This is a genomic window from Mycobacterium sp. BK086 (assembly GCA_004362315.1).
GTDB lineage: Bacteria > Actinomycetota > Actinomycetes > Mycobacteriales > Mycobacteriaceae > Mycobacterium.
In genome coordinates this window covers 525927-539896 of sequence record SNWL01000006.1, presented here as the reverse complement: position 1 = coordinate 539896, position 13970 = coordinate 525927, and the positions used below count along the sequence as shown (strand labels likewise).

The window sequence follows — 13970 nt, the reverse complement described above, 5'->3', positions numbered from 1 at the left end:
CAGGCACCGGCGTCACATTCCTCCTGATTGCGCGATGACCTGCCGAGTAAATACGCGCCGTGCGACGTACGACAGCAAAGCCACCCACAGGAGCGGGTACGCGACCGAGTACGCCATCTGCCATGGCGCCAGTGAGACCTGGTCGAATGCGGTGCCCAACAGGAGCAGCGCTCCTTGCGTAGGAACGAGGTATACCAGCGCATTGACCCACACATCTGAGAAGAACAGCACCGGCGGCACCGTCAGCACGGCGAGCGGAATCGTCGCTGCCAGAAACCAATCGCTGATCGAGGCAAACGGAAGTGAGGTCGTGAAGCCGACCAGAAGCATCAGAAGCGTTCCCAATACGGTGCCCATCGCCAGCGGGAACAACTGGTAGCCCAATCCGTGGCTGATGGTCGGAACAACAACGGCGATGAACAACGAGATCGACACCAAGGGTGTCACTTTCGCCGTCAAATACTCCCAGAATCGCAGCGGGGTCGAGATCAGTGCGCCGAGTGTGCGCTCTTGCTTCTCGAAAAACACCGTTCCCGCAACGAAGAAGAACCCGATGATGCACGTATCGCCCAGCAGGACGTACGGCTCGGCGACGCGACGCAGGCCGGGCGACAACGGCAGGAGCACCGCCAGCCAGATGAGGCCGGAGAACACGGCGGCGTGCAGGAAGCGTTGTCTGACTTGCAGAATGAGCTCGAGCCGAAGGGCATTCGCCAGGCGCGTCACGTCAGCTGCCTGCCGGTGATCTCGACGAACACGTCGTCGAGACTGGCTTCCCTGCTGTGAATGGTCTCGACGTGATGATCACGCAACAGGGCATGAAACGCGGGGTCGTCAGCCAGGCCGCCCATTGGGAAATCGGCGCTTGCCAACCTCTCGTCCGCGTCGCGGTATTCCACGCGAACCAGGCGCCGGCTTCGCGCGATCTTCAACTCCGAGGGCGTGTCCAGCGCGACGATCTGCCCGTCGACAACGAAGGCCACGCGGTCGCATAACTCGTCGGCGGTCGCCATGTCGTGTGTGGTCATAAAGACGGTGCGCCCGGTTGCCCTCAAGTCACGGATCATCTCCTTGACCGTGCGCGAGTTCACGGGATCAAGCCCCGAGGTCGGCTCGTCGAGGAACAGTAGTTCTGGATCGTTGATGAGTGCTCGTGCGAAGGTCAGACGCATCTGCATTCCCTTGGAGTACTTGCCAACTCGGATGTTCGCGGCGTCGGACAGCCCGACGGCGTCGAGCAGGCCGGCTGGGTCCCGGGTGCGACCGTCGTAGAGCGACGCGAAGAACTGGAGATTCTCCAGGCCGCTGAGCTTCTGGTAGTGGTTGGGTAATTCGAACGAGACGCCGATGCGTTGGTAGTAGTCCGGTCCCCACTCCAACGGGTCCTTGCCCCACACCGATGCCGTGCCGCCATGCCCGCGCAGTAGACCGATCAGCAGTTTTTGGGTGGTGGATTTCCCAGCGCCGCTGGGACCGAGAAACCCGAAGATCTCGCCGCGACCGACCGCGAAATCCATCCCTCGGATAGCCGGCGCGGACGACTTCGGATACCTGAAGGTGAGTTCCCTAACGCTGATGACGTCGGAATCGCGCATCCCGGACCGGCCCTCTCGTCGGTGTGCGCGGCGCACGATGTGCTGCCACCGCGCAACGGCGGACAATTCCGACCAGACTTCCCGGAGCCGTCCAGCACCTTACTCCACGACCATGGAGATCGGGGGCCGTACCCGCTACGGCTGGACGAGCACTCTGATCGGATTGCCCTCGGCGTGCTCGAGGATGTGAATTCCGTCGGCGATGTCCTCGAGCGGGATGATCTGGCTGATCGATCGCGACAGATCGAGGCGCCCGCGGGACACCAGCTGAGCCAAGGTCTCGATATCGGTGTTGTGGTAGCCCAGGTGGCCGAGTACCTGACGCTGCACCAGGTTGAACATCGAGGTCGGCCCGATCGTCGGGCACTCGGCACTCATGCCGACCCCGACGAGCCGGCCGCCGATGGTCAGCGAGTCCAATGCCTGCTCGAAAGTGACCTTCAGCCCGACCGCGTCGAACGCGACATCGAGCTTGCGGCCACCGGTCGCTTCGGCCAGCTTGTCGGCGAAATCGGGGTCGCGAGAATCGAATGCGTAGTCGGCGCCGAGCTCCAGCGCCCGCTCGCGCACCGCCGGATTGATGTCGACCGCGATCACCGGGACCGCGCCGACCAGGCGGGCCAGTTGAACGACGTGGGTGCCGACGCCGCCCACACCCCACACCCCGACCGACTCGCCCACTCCCACCTTGCCGGTGTGGACGACGGCACCGAAGGGCGTCGACACCGCGTCGGCGAGGATTGCGGCCTGTTCCAGCGGCACATTGTCGGGCACCCGGGTCAACCCCGAGGCCTGCGCGACGGTGTATTCCGCCCAGGCGCCGTCATAGGCGAAGGCCATCAACTGGATTCGCATGCAGTTGGCCAGATCACCGCGACGGCAGTTGGCGCACGTCCCGCAGGGCCGGCCTGCGGCGACGACGACCCGGTCTCCCTCTGACCAGCCGGTGACGCCGGGGCCGAGCTTGGCGATGATCCCCGAGGCTTCGTGGCCCTGGGTGACCACCGGGCGCTGAGCCGGGAAGGTGCCGTTGATCAGGCTGAGATCGGAATGGCAGATGCCGCAGAACGCCACCTTGACCAGGACTTCGCCATCGCCCGGCTCCGGGATCGGAACATCCTCCAGCACAACCGTTTTGGTATCGGCGTAGAAGCGCTCCGCGCGCATGGTGGTCATAGGCGGTCCTCCTTCGTTCGAAGCGGCGCTTTGAGCCTACGCAGAACCCCGACGCGCCAGCCTAGAGTTGGGCGTATGTCACCGAAGATCGCCACCGCCGACACCGTTGACCTCGACACGTTGCTGCAATTCGTGCGGCCCCGGCACCATATGGTGCTCACCACCTTCCGCGCCGACGGCTCTCTGCAGAGCTCGCCGGTGACCGGCGGTGTCGACGAGCACGGCCGCCTGGTGATCTCCAGTTACCCGCAACGGGCCAAGTCGGTGAACCTTCGCCGGACCCCGCGTGCCAGCGTCGTGGTGCTCTCCGAGGAGTTCAACGGCGCTTATGTGCAGATCGACGGCCCCGCCGAGGTGATCGAGCTGCCCGACGCCGTCGAGCCGCTGGTCGACTACTTCCGCGCGGTGGCCGGCGAGCACCCGGACTGGGACGAGTACCGCGAGGCGATGGTCAAGCAGGGTAAGTGCCTGATCCGCGTGACCCCTCAGCGGTGGGGCCCGGTGGCCACGGGCGGATTCCCGCCGTCGTGAGCTGGCCGCATCAGCGCGACGGGGTCAGCTGTGGCCCCAGCGTCGCGGTGATGGCCGGCGCCCTGCTGGATCCCGATTACGGTGCCCCACTGAGGTCGGGGGATCCGCAGCCGTGGTTCGACGCCGAGCAGGTGCGGGTGCACCGCGCGATCAACGTGGTGTGGCCGCACGCACTGGGCGCGTCGCCGGCCGGGGTGGCCCGAGCCATGACCGGGCACAGCGCGTCGCGCGGTGTGTACTACCGCTGGCGAATGGCGCGTTGCGGTGATCGGCTGGCCGATGTCTGCGATGCGGTGGACGCGGGCTGGCCGGTGGCGATGCTGATCGGTTCGGTGATACCCCGGCACTGGGTGCTGCTCACGGCGCTCGACGGCGCGGTATTCCGCTGTTACGAACCGTCATCCGGTGAGCTGCTGGACATTGCGATCGACGATATCCGGCACGGCCGATTGTCGCGGCTGGGCTTTCCGCGGGCGTTCGCGTTCGTGGTGCCGCGCCTGTTGAAGTGAAAGTCGTTCTCAGTCAGTGTGTTTCGGTCCCAACAGGGCCAGTGACACGGCCAGTGCGGGCTCGATGATGTCGGTGACCGGGTTGCCGTCCTCGACGGTCTGCGCGGTCAGCTCACGCAGGCCCCCGACCAGGATCACCGCCGCCGCATGCGATATCGGGGCCAGGCCCGCGGTGCGGAAACCCTCGTTGCTGGACAGCGCGACGATCATGGTGGCGAGTCGGCCGAACCCGCGACGCAGGGTGGGCCGGGCATTTTCGCCGAGGGCGGGCAGCTCGCGAATCCAACTGAGCGTGATGGCCGGCCGCTCCTCGATGGTGTGCACATAGGCCACCACGGCCTGACGGACCTGCTCGCGCCAGGGCGCATGCGGATCGACGGCGTCACGAATGGTGGCGACGAGCTCGTCGTTGTTGGCCGTCAGCAACTCGGCGAAGCACTCCTCCTTGCTGGCGAACTCGCTGTAGAACGTGCGTTTGGAGGTGCGGGCACATCGGACGATGTCGGCGACGGTGGTGTCTCGGTAACCGCGCTCGTCAATGGAGGCGGCAAGGCCGTCGAGCAACCGCTGCCGGAAGTCGTCGGTGCGCCCGACGGAGGTTTCGTCGACGGCCGTCGTGGTCATCGGACCTCCTCCCGTTTTCGCGGCAACCCCTTGTCAGGGCCTGGTACCGAAGGGTACCGTACCTCACAACTCCGTGGTACAACGCGGTACCACGCCAGTCTTGGGAGGGCCTCCACCGATGAGCGAAGCGCCAACCGTCGATCGTCCAGTCTCCACCGACGCCAAGCTGCCACCGTCCCCCGGCCTGCCGAGCGCCCTGCTCAAGCTCGCCTTCGTCGCGGCGCGGCGGCCGACCACGGAGTGGCTGAGCGCCCGGTACGGGCGCAGTCTCACCCTGAAGGTGCCGGTGTTCGGGGACACCGTCGTGGTCACCGATCCCGCACTGGTCAAGCAGATCTTCACCACCAGCCCCGACGTGCTGTACAACATCCAGCCCAACCTGAGCCGGCTCCTCGGCCCGGGGTCGGTGTTCGCCCTCGACGGCGTCGAGCATCGCGCCCGGCGCAAGCTGCTCACCCCGCCGTTCCACGGCAAGAGCATCAAGGCCTACGAACAGATCGTGGTGGAAGAGACTCTGCGCGAGGTCGAATCATGGCCGTCGGGAACAGAGTTCGCCACCATCGAACCGATGATGCACATCACCCTCAACATCATCCTGCGCGCGATCTTCGGAGCCGACGGTGCCGAGCTGGAACGCCTGCGCGACCTGATCCCACGCTGGGTGACACTGGGTTCGCGGCTTGCGGTTCTTCCCGCGCCGACGCGCGAATTGCCTTGGACGCCTTGGGCAAAGCTCGCCGAATACCGTCGCGAATACGAGGGTTTGGTGGACACCCTGGTCCGCCGGGCGCAGGCCGATCCGAACTTCGAGGACCGCACCGACGTGCTGTCGCTGTTCCTGCGCAGCAGCTACGAAGACGGTTCGGCGATGACCCGCGGCGAGGTCGGCGACGAGCTGCTGACGCTGCTGGCCGCCGGACACGAGACCACCGCCTCCACCCTGGCATGGGCCTTCGAACGGATATCCCGGCATCCGGAGGTGTTGCGCCGCTTGGTCGCCGAAGCCGAGACCGACGACAACAGCTATCGGCAGGCCACGATCTTCGAGGTTCAGCGCAACCGGACGGTGATCGACTTCTCCGGTCGCCACGTCATGGCACCGGTGTACGAATTGGGCGAATGGCGCATACCGCAAGGCTATTCGGTGATGGTCAGCCTGAGTCAATTGCACGAAGACCCGGAGATGTTCCCCGATCCGGAACGGTTCGACCCGCAACGCTTCGTCGACGCCAAGCCCAATACGTTCGCGTGGGTACCGTTCGGCGGCGGTACCCGTCGCTGTATCGGCGCCGCCTTCGCCAACATGGAGATGGATGTGGTCCTGCGAACGGTGTTGCGTAACTTCACTATTGCAACCACCACCGCACCCGGCGAGAAGTGGCATTCCCGCGGCGTGGCCTTCGTCCCGAAGAAGGGTGGGCGCGTCGTCGTTCACCGACGAAACGCGCCCACCAGCCAGTGCTAGACCTGCGCCCGCTTCGGTAGCTTCCAGCCCGCCCGCGGGAAGTGGCAGGTGTAGCCGTTCGGGTAGTGCAGCAGATAGTCCTGATGCTCCGGTTCGGCATCCCAGAAGTCGCTGGCCGGGGTCACCTCGGTGACCACCTTGCCCGGCCACAGTCCGGAGGCGTCGACGTCGGCGATCGTGTCCAGCGCCACCTGCTTCTGCTCGTCGTCGAGATAGAAGATGGCCGAGCGGTAGCTGGTGCCGACGTCATTGCCCTGCCGGTTCTTCGTGCTCGGATCGTGGATCTGGAAGAAGAACTCCAGCAGCGCACGGAAGTCGGTCTGGGCCGGGTCGTACTCGATCTCGATCGCCTCGGCATGCCCCGGGTGGTTGCGGTAGGTGGGGTGATCGTTCTGGCCGCCGGTGTAGCCCACCCGAGTGGACACCACGCCGGGCTGCTTGCGGATCAGGTCCTGCATGCCCCAGAAGCAGCCGCCTGCCAGGATCGCCGTCTTCGTCGTGCTCACACGTCCTCCTTGGATGTCTCGAACAGCTTGGTGTAGTCGCCGTAGCCCTGCGCCTCGAGATCGTCGAGGTGGATGAACTTCAGCGAAGCGGAGTTGATGCAGTAGCGCAACCCTCCCTCGGCACGCGGCCCGTCCTTGAAGACGTGTCCCAGGTGGCTGTCGCCACCCGCCGAGCGGACCTCGGTGCGCACCATCAGGTGGCTGAAGTCCCGTTTGGTCACGACGTTGGTGGTGTCGATCGGCTTGGTGAAACTGGGCCACCCCGAGCCGCTGTCGAACTTGTCGACCGAGGCGAACAATGGTTCGCCCGAGACGACGTCGACGTAGATGCCCGGCTCGTGGTTGTCCCAGTACTCGCCGGTGAAGGGACGCTCGGTGCCGTTTTCCTGGGTGACCCGATACTGCTCGGGCGACAGCGCGGAAACGGCGGCGGGATTGCGGTGATAGTCGTGCGACATGCTCGTATCAACCTCGACTGCCATTCAGTTAGTTCCCGTGTCACAGATCCGTCAGAAACGCCCCTGCCTGCGCTCAAATGCTCGACAAAGCCTGATAGAACGTGTTCTAGTTTGAAGCTGTGGCGCGATTCTCCCGTGAAGAACTGACCGAAGCATTCGCAATTTTCGAGCAGACCGTCGCCGACGCGGCACGGACTCAAGACTGGGATGCGTGGGTGAGTCACTACACCCCCGACGTCGACTACATCGAGCACGCGATGGGCACCATGAAAGGCCGCGATGAGGTGCGTGCCTGGATCACCAAGACCATGGGCAGCTTCCCCGGCAGCTACATGACCGAGTTCCCGTCGCTGTGGACGGTCTACGACGAGGACACCGGCCGGGTCATCTGCGAGCTCGACAACCCCATGCGCGATCCCGGTGACGGCACGATCATCAGCGCCACCAACATCTCGATCGTCACCTACGCCGGCGACGGGTTGTGGTCGCGCCAGGAGGACATCTACAACCCGCTGCGCTTCCTGCAGGCCAGCATGAAGTGGTGCAAGAAGGCCGAGAAGCTGGGCACCCTCGACGAGGAGGCGGCCGCCTGGATGCGTGCCAACGGGGGCATGAAGTGAGCCCCAAGCTCGTCATCGGCGCCAACGGTTTTCTGGGCTCGCACGTCACCCGCCAGCTGGTCGCCGACGGGCATCAGGTCCGGGTCATGGTGCGCGCCAACGCGTCCACCATCTCCATCGACGACCTCGACGTGCAGCGGTTCGTCGGCGACATCTGGGACAACGACGTCTTGCGCGAGGCGATGGCCGGGTGTGACGACGTGTATTACTGCGTCGTCGACGCCCGGGGTTGGCTGAGCGATCCCGCACCGCTGTTCCGCACCAATGTCGAGGGCACCCGCAACGTTCTCGAAATCGCCAAGGATATGGATCTGCACCGGTTCGTCTTCACCAGCAGCTATGTCACCGTCGAGCGCACGCGCGGCAAGACCACCAGCGAAACCGACATCATCAATGACAAGGGCCTGACGCCCTACGTCCGCTCGCGCGTGCAGGCCGAGGAACTGGTGCTGCGCTACGCGCGGGAAAAGGGACTGCCCGCTGTCGCGATGTGCGTGTCGACGACGTATGGCACCGGCGACTGGGGCCGCACCCCGCACGGTGCCATCATCGCCGGGGCGGCCTTCGGCAAGCTGCCGTTCGTCATGGGCGGTATCGAGCTCGAAGCGGTCGGGATCGAAGACGCGGCCCGCGCGATGATCCTGGCTGCCGAACGGGGCAGGGTCGGCGAGCGCTACCTGATCTCGGAGAAGATGATCAGCAATGCCGAGGTGGCCCGGATCGCCGCCGCCGAGGCGGGAGTTCCCCCGCCCGCCAAGACAATCCCGTTGCCGGTCGCCTACGCGCTGGCCGCGATGGGCACCGCCAAAGCGCGGCTGCAGAAGACCGACGAGAAGTTGTCGCTGGGCTCGCTGCGGCTGATGCGCGCCGAGGGCCCCCTCGATCACAGCAAGGCCGTCCGCGAACTCGGCTGGCAGCCCCGCCCCGTCGAGGAGTCAATCCGCGAGGCCGCCCGGTTCTGGGTCGGGCTTCGCGAGGCCAAACGGCAGGCAGCCAAGAGACAGACAGAGGCGGCCAAACCGGACTGAACCGGGGTGCAGGCGATTACGTGTCCCGCGTATGACGCCACGCATTCTCACGCTGTCCGTCGCCGTACTCTTCGCCACCGTTCTGCTGGTGGCGGCGTGCTCGGCGGGAGGCGCACCAGCTCCGTCGTCGATGCCGGCCATGTCGTCGTCCCCGTCGCCAACCTCGGTCCAGGCGGCCTCTGGCCCGACGATTGACATCTCCGGTATGAAATTCACCTCGCCGGTGTCGGTTCCGCCGGGGGCCACGGTGACCGTCACCAATGCCGACGGCGCCGAACACACCGTCACCGCCGACACCGGCAACGCGTTCGACGTCGAGGTCGACGGCAAGGGAACGGCCACGTTCACCGCCCCGACGCAGCCGGGAACCTACGCGTTCCACTGCACCTACCATCCGTCGATGCACGGGCAGCTGACCGTCCAGTGATCTCGGACTAGCCTGGAGCGAGTGTCGAAGATCCCGGTCGATCTGAGCGGACCGCCGCAGACAATGCTCGCGACGTTGTACGCGAAAGCGCTTGACGCGCAACGGCAACAGCCCATCCTCGGTGACGTCTGGGCCAAGGATGCGGTGGATCGCATCGACTACGACTGGGCCAAGACGACGATCACCGACCGTATGTCACCGTCGGTCACCACCCGTTCGCTGCACTTCGACATCTGGGCGCGTCAGTTCCTGGCGCGCCACGACCGCGCGGTCGTCCTGCATCTGGGCGCGGGCTTGGACAGCCGGGTCTACCGGCTCGATCCCGGGCCGGGCGTCGAGTGGTACGACATCGACTACCCCTCGATCATGGAACTGCGCGAACAGATCTACCCGCCGCGGCCGCACTATCACCGGATCGCCGCCTCGGTCACCGATCCCTCCTGGCTGGATCAGATCCCCGGCGACCGACCGGTGCTCGCCCTGGGTGAGGGCCTGACCATGTACCTCGCCGAATCGGACGGCGTCGCGCTTCTGCGCCGGATCGTCGCGCATTTCCCGTCCGGGGAGCTGCAATTCGACGCGTTCAACCGGTTCGGCATTCGCAGCCAGTGGATCAACTCCGTGGTGCGGCGGTCGGGGTCGACGCTGTGCTGGGGCATCAACGGTCCCGGCGAGATCGTCGCCGCCGTACCGGGCGTGCGGTTGCTGGCCTGGGTGTCTCCGTTCGAGTCGGAGACCTTCCGTGACGTGCCGCGCGAGTACCGGATCATGGCCAGAGTGATGGGGGCGGTGCCCGCGCTGAAAATGATGGCGGCCTACCACCGCTACGCGTTCTAAGTTTGAGTCATGGTCACGATCAACGGTGCCGTCTCGCACTGGTTCACCGAACTGCCTCACCCGCGTCCCGCCCTGCCGGGTGATCGCGACGCCGACGTGTGCATCGTCGGCGCCGGTTACACCGGGCTGTGGACCGCCTACTACCTCAAACAAGCGGACCCATCGTTGCGAATCACCGTGCTGGAGGCCCGCTTTGCGGGCTTCGGTGCCTCCGGGCGAAACGGCGGCTGGCTGTCCGGGCTCGCCCCCGGGCATCGCGGGTTGATGGCCAAGAAATACGGCCGCGACGCCGTGGTGGCCTGGCAGCAGACTCTGAACGCCGCCGTGGACGAAGTCATCGCGGTGGCCGCCCGGGAGAACATCGACGCCGACATCGTCAAGGGCGGCAACCTCGAGGTCGCACGCAACGCGGCCCAGGCCCGCCGGCTGCGCGCCGAGGCCGACGAGGACCGGGAATGGGGGACCGACGGCATCGAAGTGCTGACCGCCACCGAAGCCTCCGCCCGGGTGCGGGTCGACAGCTTGACGCTCGGCTCGTTCAACCCGCATTGCGCGCGGATCCAGCCGGCCAAGCTGGCCCGCGGTCTTGCCGACGTGGTGCAGCGCCTCGGCGTCACGATCTACGAGCAGACCCCGGTGACCGAGATCAGTCCGGGACGCGCGCAAACGCCGATGGGTGCGCTGCGGGCGCCGATCATCCTGCGCGCCACCGAGGGGTTCACCTCGCGGATGCGCGGGCTGCGCCGGCGCTGGCTGCCGATGAACAGCGCGATGATCGCCACCGAACCGATGTCCGACGACATCTGGGCGCGCATCGGCTGGGAAGGGCGCGAAACGATGGGCGATCTGGCCCACGGGTTCTTCTACGCCCAGCGCACCGCGGACAACCGCATCGCGATCGGCGGCCGGGCCGTGCCATACCGCTACGGCTCCCGCATCGACCGGGACGGCGCCGTCGGCAGCGACACCATCGCCTACCTGACCGGGGTGCTCAACACCGTCCTGCCACAGACCCGCGGGGTGCCGATCGCGCACGGCTGGTGCGGCGTGCTGGCGGTGCCGCGGGATTGGTCGGCCGGGGTCACCCTGGACCCTTCGACCGGCCTCGGTGAGGCCGGCGGGTACGTCGGGCACGGCGTGACGGCGACCAACCTGGCCGGCCGGACACTGGCCGATCTGGTGCTCAAGCGGTCGACTCCGCTGACCGCGCTGCCGTGGGTCGGCCACCACTCGCGGACCTGGGAGCCCGAGCCGTTCCGTTGGCTCGGGGTGCGCGGGATGTACACCGCCTACAAGGTGGCCGACCGGCACGAGGACGGCGGTCGGTCGACGACCTCGCCGATCGCGGTCGTCGCGGATGCCATCGCGCGTCGGCCGTGACGGGAATCATGAGGGCGGGGCGATGTTGCATGGACTACGGCCTAACTCAGGAGGAGCACCGATGAGCACACGCGAGATCAAGCAACCCACCGCCGAGCATCCGATCACGATCACCCCGACCAGTGGCCGGGTGCAGGTCCGGGTCAACGGTGAACTCGTCGCCGACACCCGCGCGGCCCTCGGCCTTGCCGAATCCACTTATCCCGTCGTGCAATACATTCCGATCGGCGATGTCGACCCCGCGGTGCTCACCCGCACCGATACTCAGACGTACTGCCCGTACAAGGGCGAGGCCGGTTACTACAGCGTCACCGCCGCGGGCACGACGGTCGACGACGCGATCTGGACCTATGAGGAGCCCTATCCGGCCGTCGCGGCGATCGCCGGACACGTTGCCTTCTATCCCACCAAAGCCGACATCACCGTCGCCCCGGACTGACTTTGAACCCTGTCGAGCGCACGTTGAGTTTCCCCGGTCCGGTCAGTCCCGGGCTGACGCTGGTGCCGCAGCGGCGCGGGCCGGGCGACCCCTGCTACCAGCTCGACGGTGAACGGGCGATCTGGCGGACCAGCCTGCAGGCCAGCGGGCCCGTCACCGCGCGGATCTTCCGAACCGCCCCCGACGCGGTGGCCTGTCAGGCGTGGGGCGAGGGTGCCGAGGAGTTCGCCGAGGCGCTACCCGCGCTGCTCGGTGTTGACGACGATGCCGGGGGTTTCCGACCCCAGCATCCGGTGGTCGCGGCTGCGGCCGCGCGGGTGCCGCATCTGCGGCTGGGCCGCACCGCGCGAGTGCTCGAGGCGCTGATCCCTGCGGTGATCGAACAGCGAGTGCCGGGCGCCGATGCGTTTCGGGCCTGGCGGGTGCTGGTCACCAAATACGGCACCCCGGCGCCGGGCCCGGCCCCCGCGCGCATGCGGGTGCCGCCCGCGGCGGAGGTGTGGCGGCGCATCCCGTCCTGGGAGTTCCACCGCGCCAACGTCGACCCCGGCCGGGCCCGCACGATCGTCGGCTGCGCGCAGCGGGCGGCCGCGCTGGAGCGATTGTCGGGCCGTCCCGCGGCCGAGGCCCGCGAAGCCCTGACCACGCTTCCCGGTGTCGGCGTGTGGACGGCGGCCGAGGTCGCACAACGGGCCTTCGGCGATGCCGACGCCCTCTCGATCGGCGACTATCACGTTTCCAAGATGATCGGCTGGACCCTGATCGGGAAGCCGGTCGACGACGCCGGGATGGTGGAGTTGCTCGAACCGATGCGTCCGCACCGCTACCGCGTTGTGCGCATGCTCGAGGCCAGCGGATTGGCGTACGAACCGCGCCGCGGCGCCCGGCTGCCCGTGCAACAGATCAGCAAGTTGTGACGGTGTAGCGGATTACCGGCCCCGCAACCCGGGTATGTGGCGTCGTGAAGCCAGAACGCGAAGGGAGCGAAAAAATGGGTTCGAAATTCACCGTCGCCGGGATGTCGAAAGCCGATACTCGCAAGGTCACTGATCTCCTGCAGAAGCAGTTGAGCACATACAACGACCTGCACCTGACTCTGAAGCACGTGCACTGGAATGTGGTGGGCCCCAACTTCATCGGCGTGCACGAGATGATCGACCCGCAGGTCGAACTCGTCCGTGGTTACGCCGACGAGGTCGCCGAGCGGATCGCCACACTCGGCGCGTCACCTCAGGGCACTCCGGGCGCGATCCTCAAAGATCGCACGTGGGACGACTATTCCCTCGGCCGGGACACCGTGCAGGCGCATCTGGCTGCCCTCGACCTGGTCTACGACGGCGTGATCGAGGATACCCGCAAGGGCATCGAGGCTACCGAAGAGCCGGATCCGGTGACCCAGGACATCCTCATCGGTCATGCTGCCGAGCTGGAGAAGTTCCAGTGGTTTGTGCGGGCCCATCTCGAAAGTGCCGGCGGCACATTGGAACACGAGGGCAAGTCGACGGAGAAGGGCGCCGCCAAAGCTGCGCGCTAGCTGGCGCTCGCCGCCTCTAGGGCGTCGTCGCGAACCGGCCGCTCGGCGAGTTCTTCCTTGCGGCCGAACAACACCGGGTAGAGCACGCCGGCCAAGGCTGCGCCGAGAAGCGGGGCCAGCCAGAACACCCACAGCTGTGCGGGGGCCCCGTCGGCGTTGAAGAAGGCGACGCCGGTCGAGCGGGCCGGGTTGACCGACGTGTTCGAGATCGGGATCGAGATCAGGTGGATCAGCGTGAGCATCAAGCCGATCGCCAAGCCCGCGAACCCCTTTGGCGCGCGGTCGTCGGTCGCACCGAGGATCACGAGCAGGAACAGGAACGTCAGCAGAACCTCGGCGATGATCACCGCGGCCATCGAATAGCCGAAGGGCGAATGCTCACCGAACCCGTTGGCGGCCATGTGCCCGGTCGGCGTGAAATCAGGTCTGCCCTTGGCGATCCAGTAGATGACGCCGCCGGCCGCCAGGCCGCCGACCACCTGCACCACCCAATACGCCGGAAGCGCCTTCCACTCCACGCGCTTGGCCAATGCCGCGCCCAGCGTCACGGCCGGGTTGAAGTGGCCGCCTGAGATTGTGCCGAATGCATATACGCCGGTAAGTACTGTCAGGCCGAAAGCGAGTGATACCCCGAGGAATCCGATACCGACGGAAAGGTCACCGGCCGGGTTCGCCGCGAATACCGCTGCGCCGCAGCCGCCGAGAACCAACCAGAAGGTGCCGACGAATTCTGCGGCCAGTCGGTGCGCCATTGTGGGAGCGTTCACTGGTAAACCCCTTCGCCATTGAATCGGGTCCGTGCCTTGGTGAAATATCCCACGGCGACGAGCAATAGCACACG

The 13970-nt window shown here is 66.4% G+C and carries 18 protein-coding genes; 11 read left to right on the top strand and 7 right to left on the bottom strand.

What is annotated here, in order from left to right:
• Nucleotides 1–12 precede the first annotated feature (12 nt).
• The 3 genes from EV580_RS23285 to EV580_RS23275 form a co-directional block, all read right to left on the bottom strand.
• Entirely contained in the window at nucleotides 13–726 is a 714-nt protein-coding gene (locus EV580_RS23285) for a fluoroquinolone export ABC transporter permease subunit (RefSeq protein ID WP_133693997.1), read from the bottom strand.
• Nucleotides 723–1595 carry an ABC transporter ATP-binding protein gene (locus tag EV580_RS23280; protein WP_133693995.1) on the bottom strand — a complete coding sequence of 291 codons (873 nt, stop codon included), beginning with the start codon at nucleotides 1593–1595 and terminating at the stop codon, nucleotides 723–725. The genes EV580_RS23285 and EV580_RS23280 overlap by 4 nt, the downstream gene beginning before the upstream one ends.
• A gap of 135 nt (nucleotides 1596–1730) precedes the next feature.
• A complete protein-coding gene (locus tag EV580_RS23275) occupies nucleotides 1731–2771 on the bottom strand; it encodes a zinc-binding dehydrogenase (protein WP_133693993.1) in 1041 nt (346 codons plus the stop codon).
• A 75-nt stretch (nucleotides 2772–2846) separates the two neighbouring features.
• Between EV580_RS23275 and EV580_RS23270 the strand changes: the two genes are divergently transcribed.
• On the top strand, nucleotides 2847–3302 hold the full coding sequence (locus tag EV580_RS23270; RefSeq protein ID WP_133693992.1) for a PPOX class F420-dependent oxidoreductase: 456 nt from the start codon (nucleotides 2847–2849) through the stop codon (nucleotides 3300–3302).
• Nucleotides 3299–3811: a hypothetical protein gene (locus EV580_RS23265; protein WP_133694166.1), complete on the top strand. Its 513-nt coding sequence runs from the start codon at nucleotides 3299–3301 to the stop codon at nucleotides 3809–3811. The genes EV580_RS23270 and EV580_RS23265 overlap by 4 nt, the downstream gene beginning before the upstream one ends.
• A 9-nt stretch (nucleotides 3812–3820) precedes the next feature.
• Here EV580_RS23265 and EV580_RS23260 read toward each other — a convergent pair whose 3' ends face one another.
• Nucleotides 3821–4435, bottom strand: coding sequence for a TetR/AcrR family transcriptional regulator (locus EV580_RS23260; protein WP_133693990.1), 615 nt, complete (start codon nucleotides 4433–4435; stop codon nucleotides 3821–3823).
• Nucleotides 4436–4553: 118 nt separating this feature from the next.
• On the opposite strand from EV580_RS23260, the gene EV580_RS23255 reads away from it, so the two are divergent.
• On the top strand, nucleotides 4554–5900 hold the full coding sequence (locus EV580_RS23255) for a cytochrome P450 (RefSeq protein WP_133693988.1): 1347 nt from the start codon (nucleotides 4554–4556) through the stop codon (nucleotides 5898–5900).
• On the opposite strand, the gene msrA is transcribed toward EV580_RS23255, so the two are convergent.
• Together msrA and msrB are read right to left on the bottom strand one after the other, a co-directional pair.
• Nucleotides 5897–6406 carry a peptide-methionine (S)-S-oxide reductase MsrA gene (gene msrA / locus EV580_RS23250; protein WP_133693987.1) on the bottom strand — a complete coding sequence of 170 codons (510 nt, stop codon included), beginning with the start codon at nucleotides 6404–6406 and terminating at the stop codon, nucleotides 5897–5899. The genes EV580_RS23255 and msrA overlap by 4 nt on opposite strands.
• Nucleotides 6403–6864, bottom strand: a complete 462-nt coding sequence (gene msrB / locus EV580_RS23245; RefSeq protein ID WP_133693985.1) for a peptide-methionine (R)-S-oxide reductase MsrB — start codon at nucleotides 6862–6864, stop codon at nucleotides 6403–6405. Before msrB ends, msrA begins: the two co-directional genes overlap by 4 nt.
• 119 nt (nucleotides 6865–6983) lie before the next feature.
• On the opposite strand from msrB, the gene EV580_RS23240 reads away from it, so the two are divergent.
• The 8 genes from EV580_RS23240 to EV580_RS23205 all read left to right on the top strand — a co-directional run bounded on the left by EV580_RS23240 (nucleotide 6984) and on the right by EV580_RS23205 (nucleotide 13129).
• Nucleotides 6984–7484: a nuclear transport factor 2 family protein gene (locus tag EV580_RS23240; RefSeq protein WP_133693983.1), complete on the top strand. Its 501-nt coding sequence runs from the start codon at nucleotides 6984–6986 to the stop codon at nucleotides 7482–7484.
• Nucleotides 7481–8512 (top strand): NAD-dependent epimerase/dehydratase family protein, encoded by a 1032-nt coding sequence (locus EV580_RS23235; protein WP_133693981.1) that lies wholly within the window; start codon nucleotides 7481–7483, stop codon nucleotides 8510–8512. The genes EV580_RS23240 and EV580_RS23235 overlap by 4 nt, the downstream gene beginning before the upstream one ends.
• Nucleotides 8513–8543: 31 nt before the next feature.
• Nucleotides 8544–8939, top strand: a complete 396-nt coding sequence (locus EV580_RS23230) for a cupredoxin domain-containing protein (protein WP_133693980.1) — start codon at nucleotides 8544–8546, stop codon at nucleotides 8937–8939.
• 63 nt (nucleotides 8940–9002) lie between these two features.
• Nucleotides 9003–9776, top strand: a complete 774-nt coding sequence (locus tag EV580_RS23225; RefSeq protein ID WP_133694165.1) for a class I SAM-dependent methyltransferase — start codon at nucleotides 9003–9005, stop codon at nucleotides 9774–9776.
• 9 nt (nucleotides 9777–9785) lie between these two features.
• Complete coding sequence (locus EV580_RS23220; protein WP_133693978.1) at nucleotides 9786–11156, top strand: NAD(P)/FAD-dependent oxidoreductase; 1371 nt, start codon at nucleotides 9786–9788, stop codon at nucleotides 11154–11156.
• A gap of 61 nt (nucleotides 11157–11217) precedes the next feature.
• Entirely contained in the window at nucleotides 11218–11595 is a 378-nt protein-coding gene (locus tag EV580_RS23215) for a DUF427 domain-containing protein (protein ID WP_133693976.1), read from the top strand.
• A gap of 2 nt (nucleotides 11596–11597) precedes the next feature.
• On the top strand, nucleotides 11598–12512 hold the full coding sequence (locus tag EV580_RS23210; RefSeq protein WP_133693974.1) for a DNA-3-methyladenine glycosylase family protein: 915 nt from the start codon (nucleotides 11598–11600) through the stop codon (nucleotides 12510–12512).
• Between the two features lie 74 nt (nucleotides 12513–12586).
• Nucleotides 12587–13129 carry a Dps family protein gene (locus EV580_RS23205; protein WP_166654843.1) on the top strand — a complete coding sequence of 181 codons (543 nt, stop codon included), beginning with the start codon at nucleotides 12587–12589 and terminating at the stop codon, nucleotides 13127–13129.
• Here EV580_RS23205 and aqpZ read toward each other — a convergent pair.
• Nucleotides 13126–13896 (bottom strand): aquaporin Z, encoded by a 771-nt coding sequence (aqpZ, locus tag EV580_RS23200; RefSeq protein ID WP_133693973.1) that lies wholly within the window; start codon nucleotides 13894–13896, stop codon nucleotides 13126–13128. The genes EV580_RS23205 and aqpZ overlap by 4 nt on opposite strands.
• Between the last annotated feature and the right edge of the window lie 74 nt (nucleotides 13897–13970).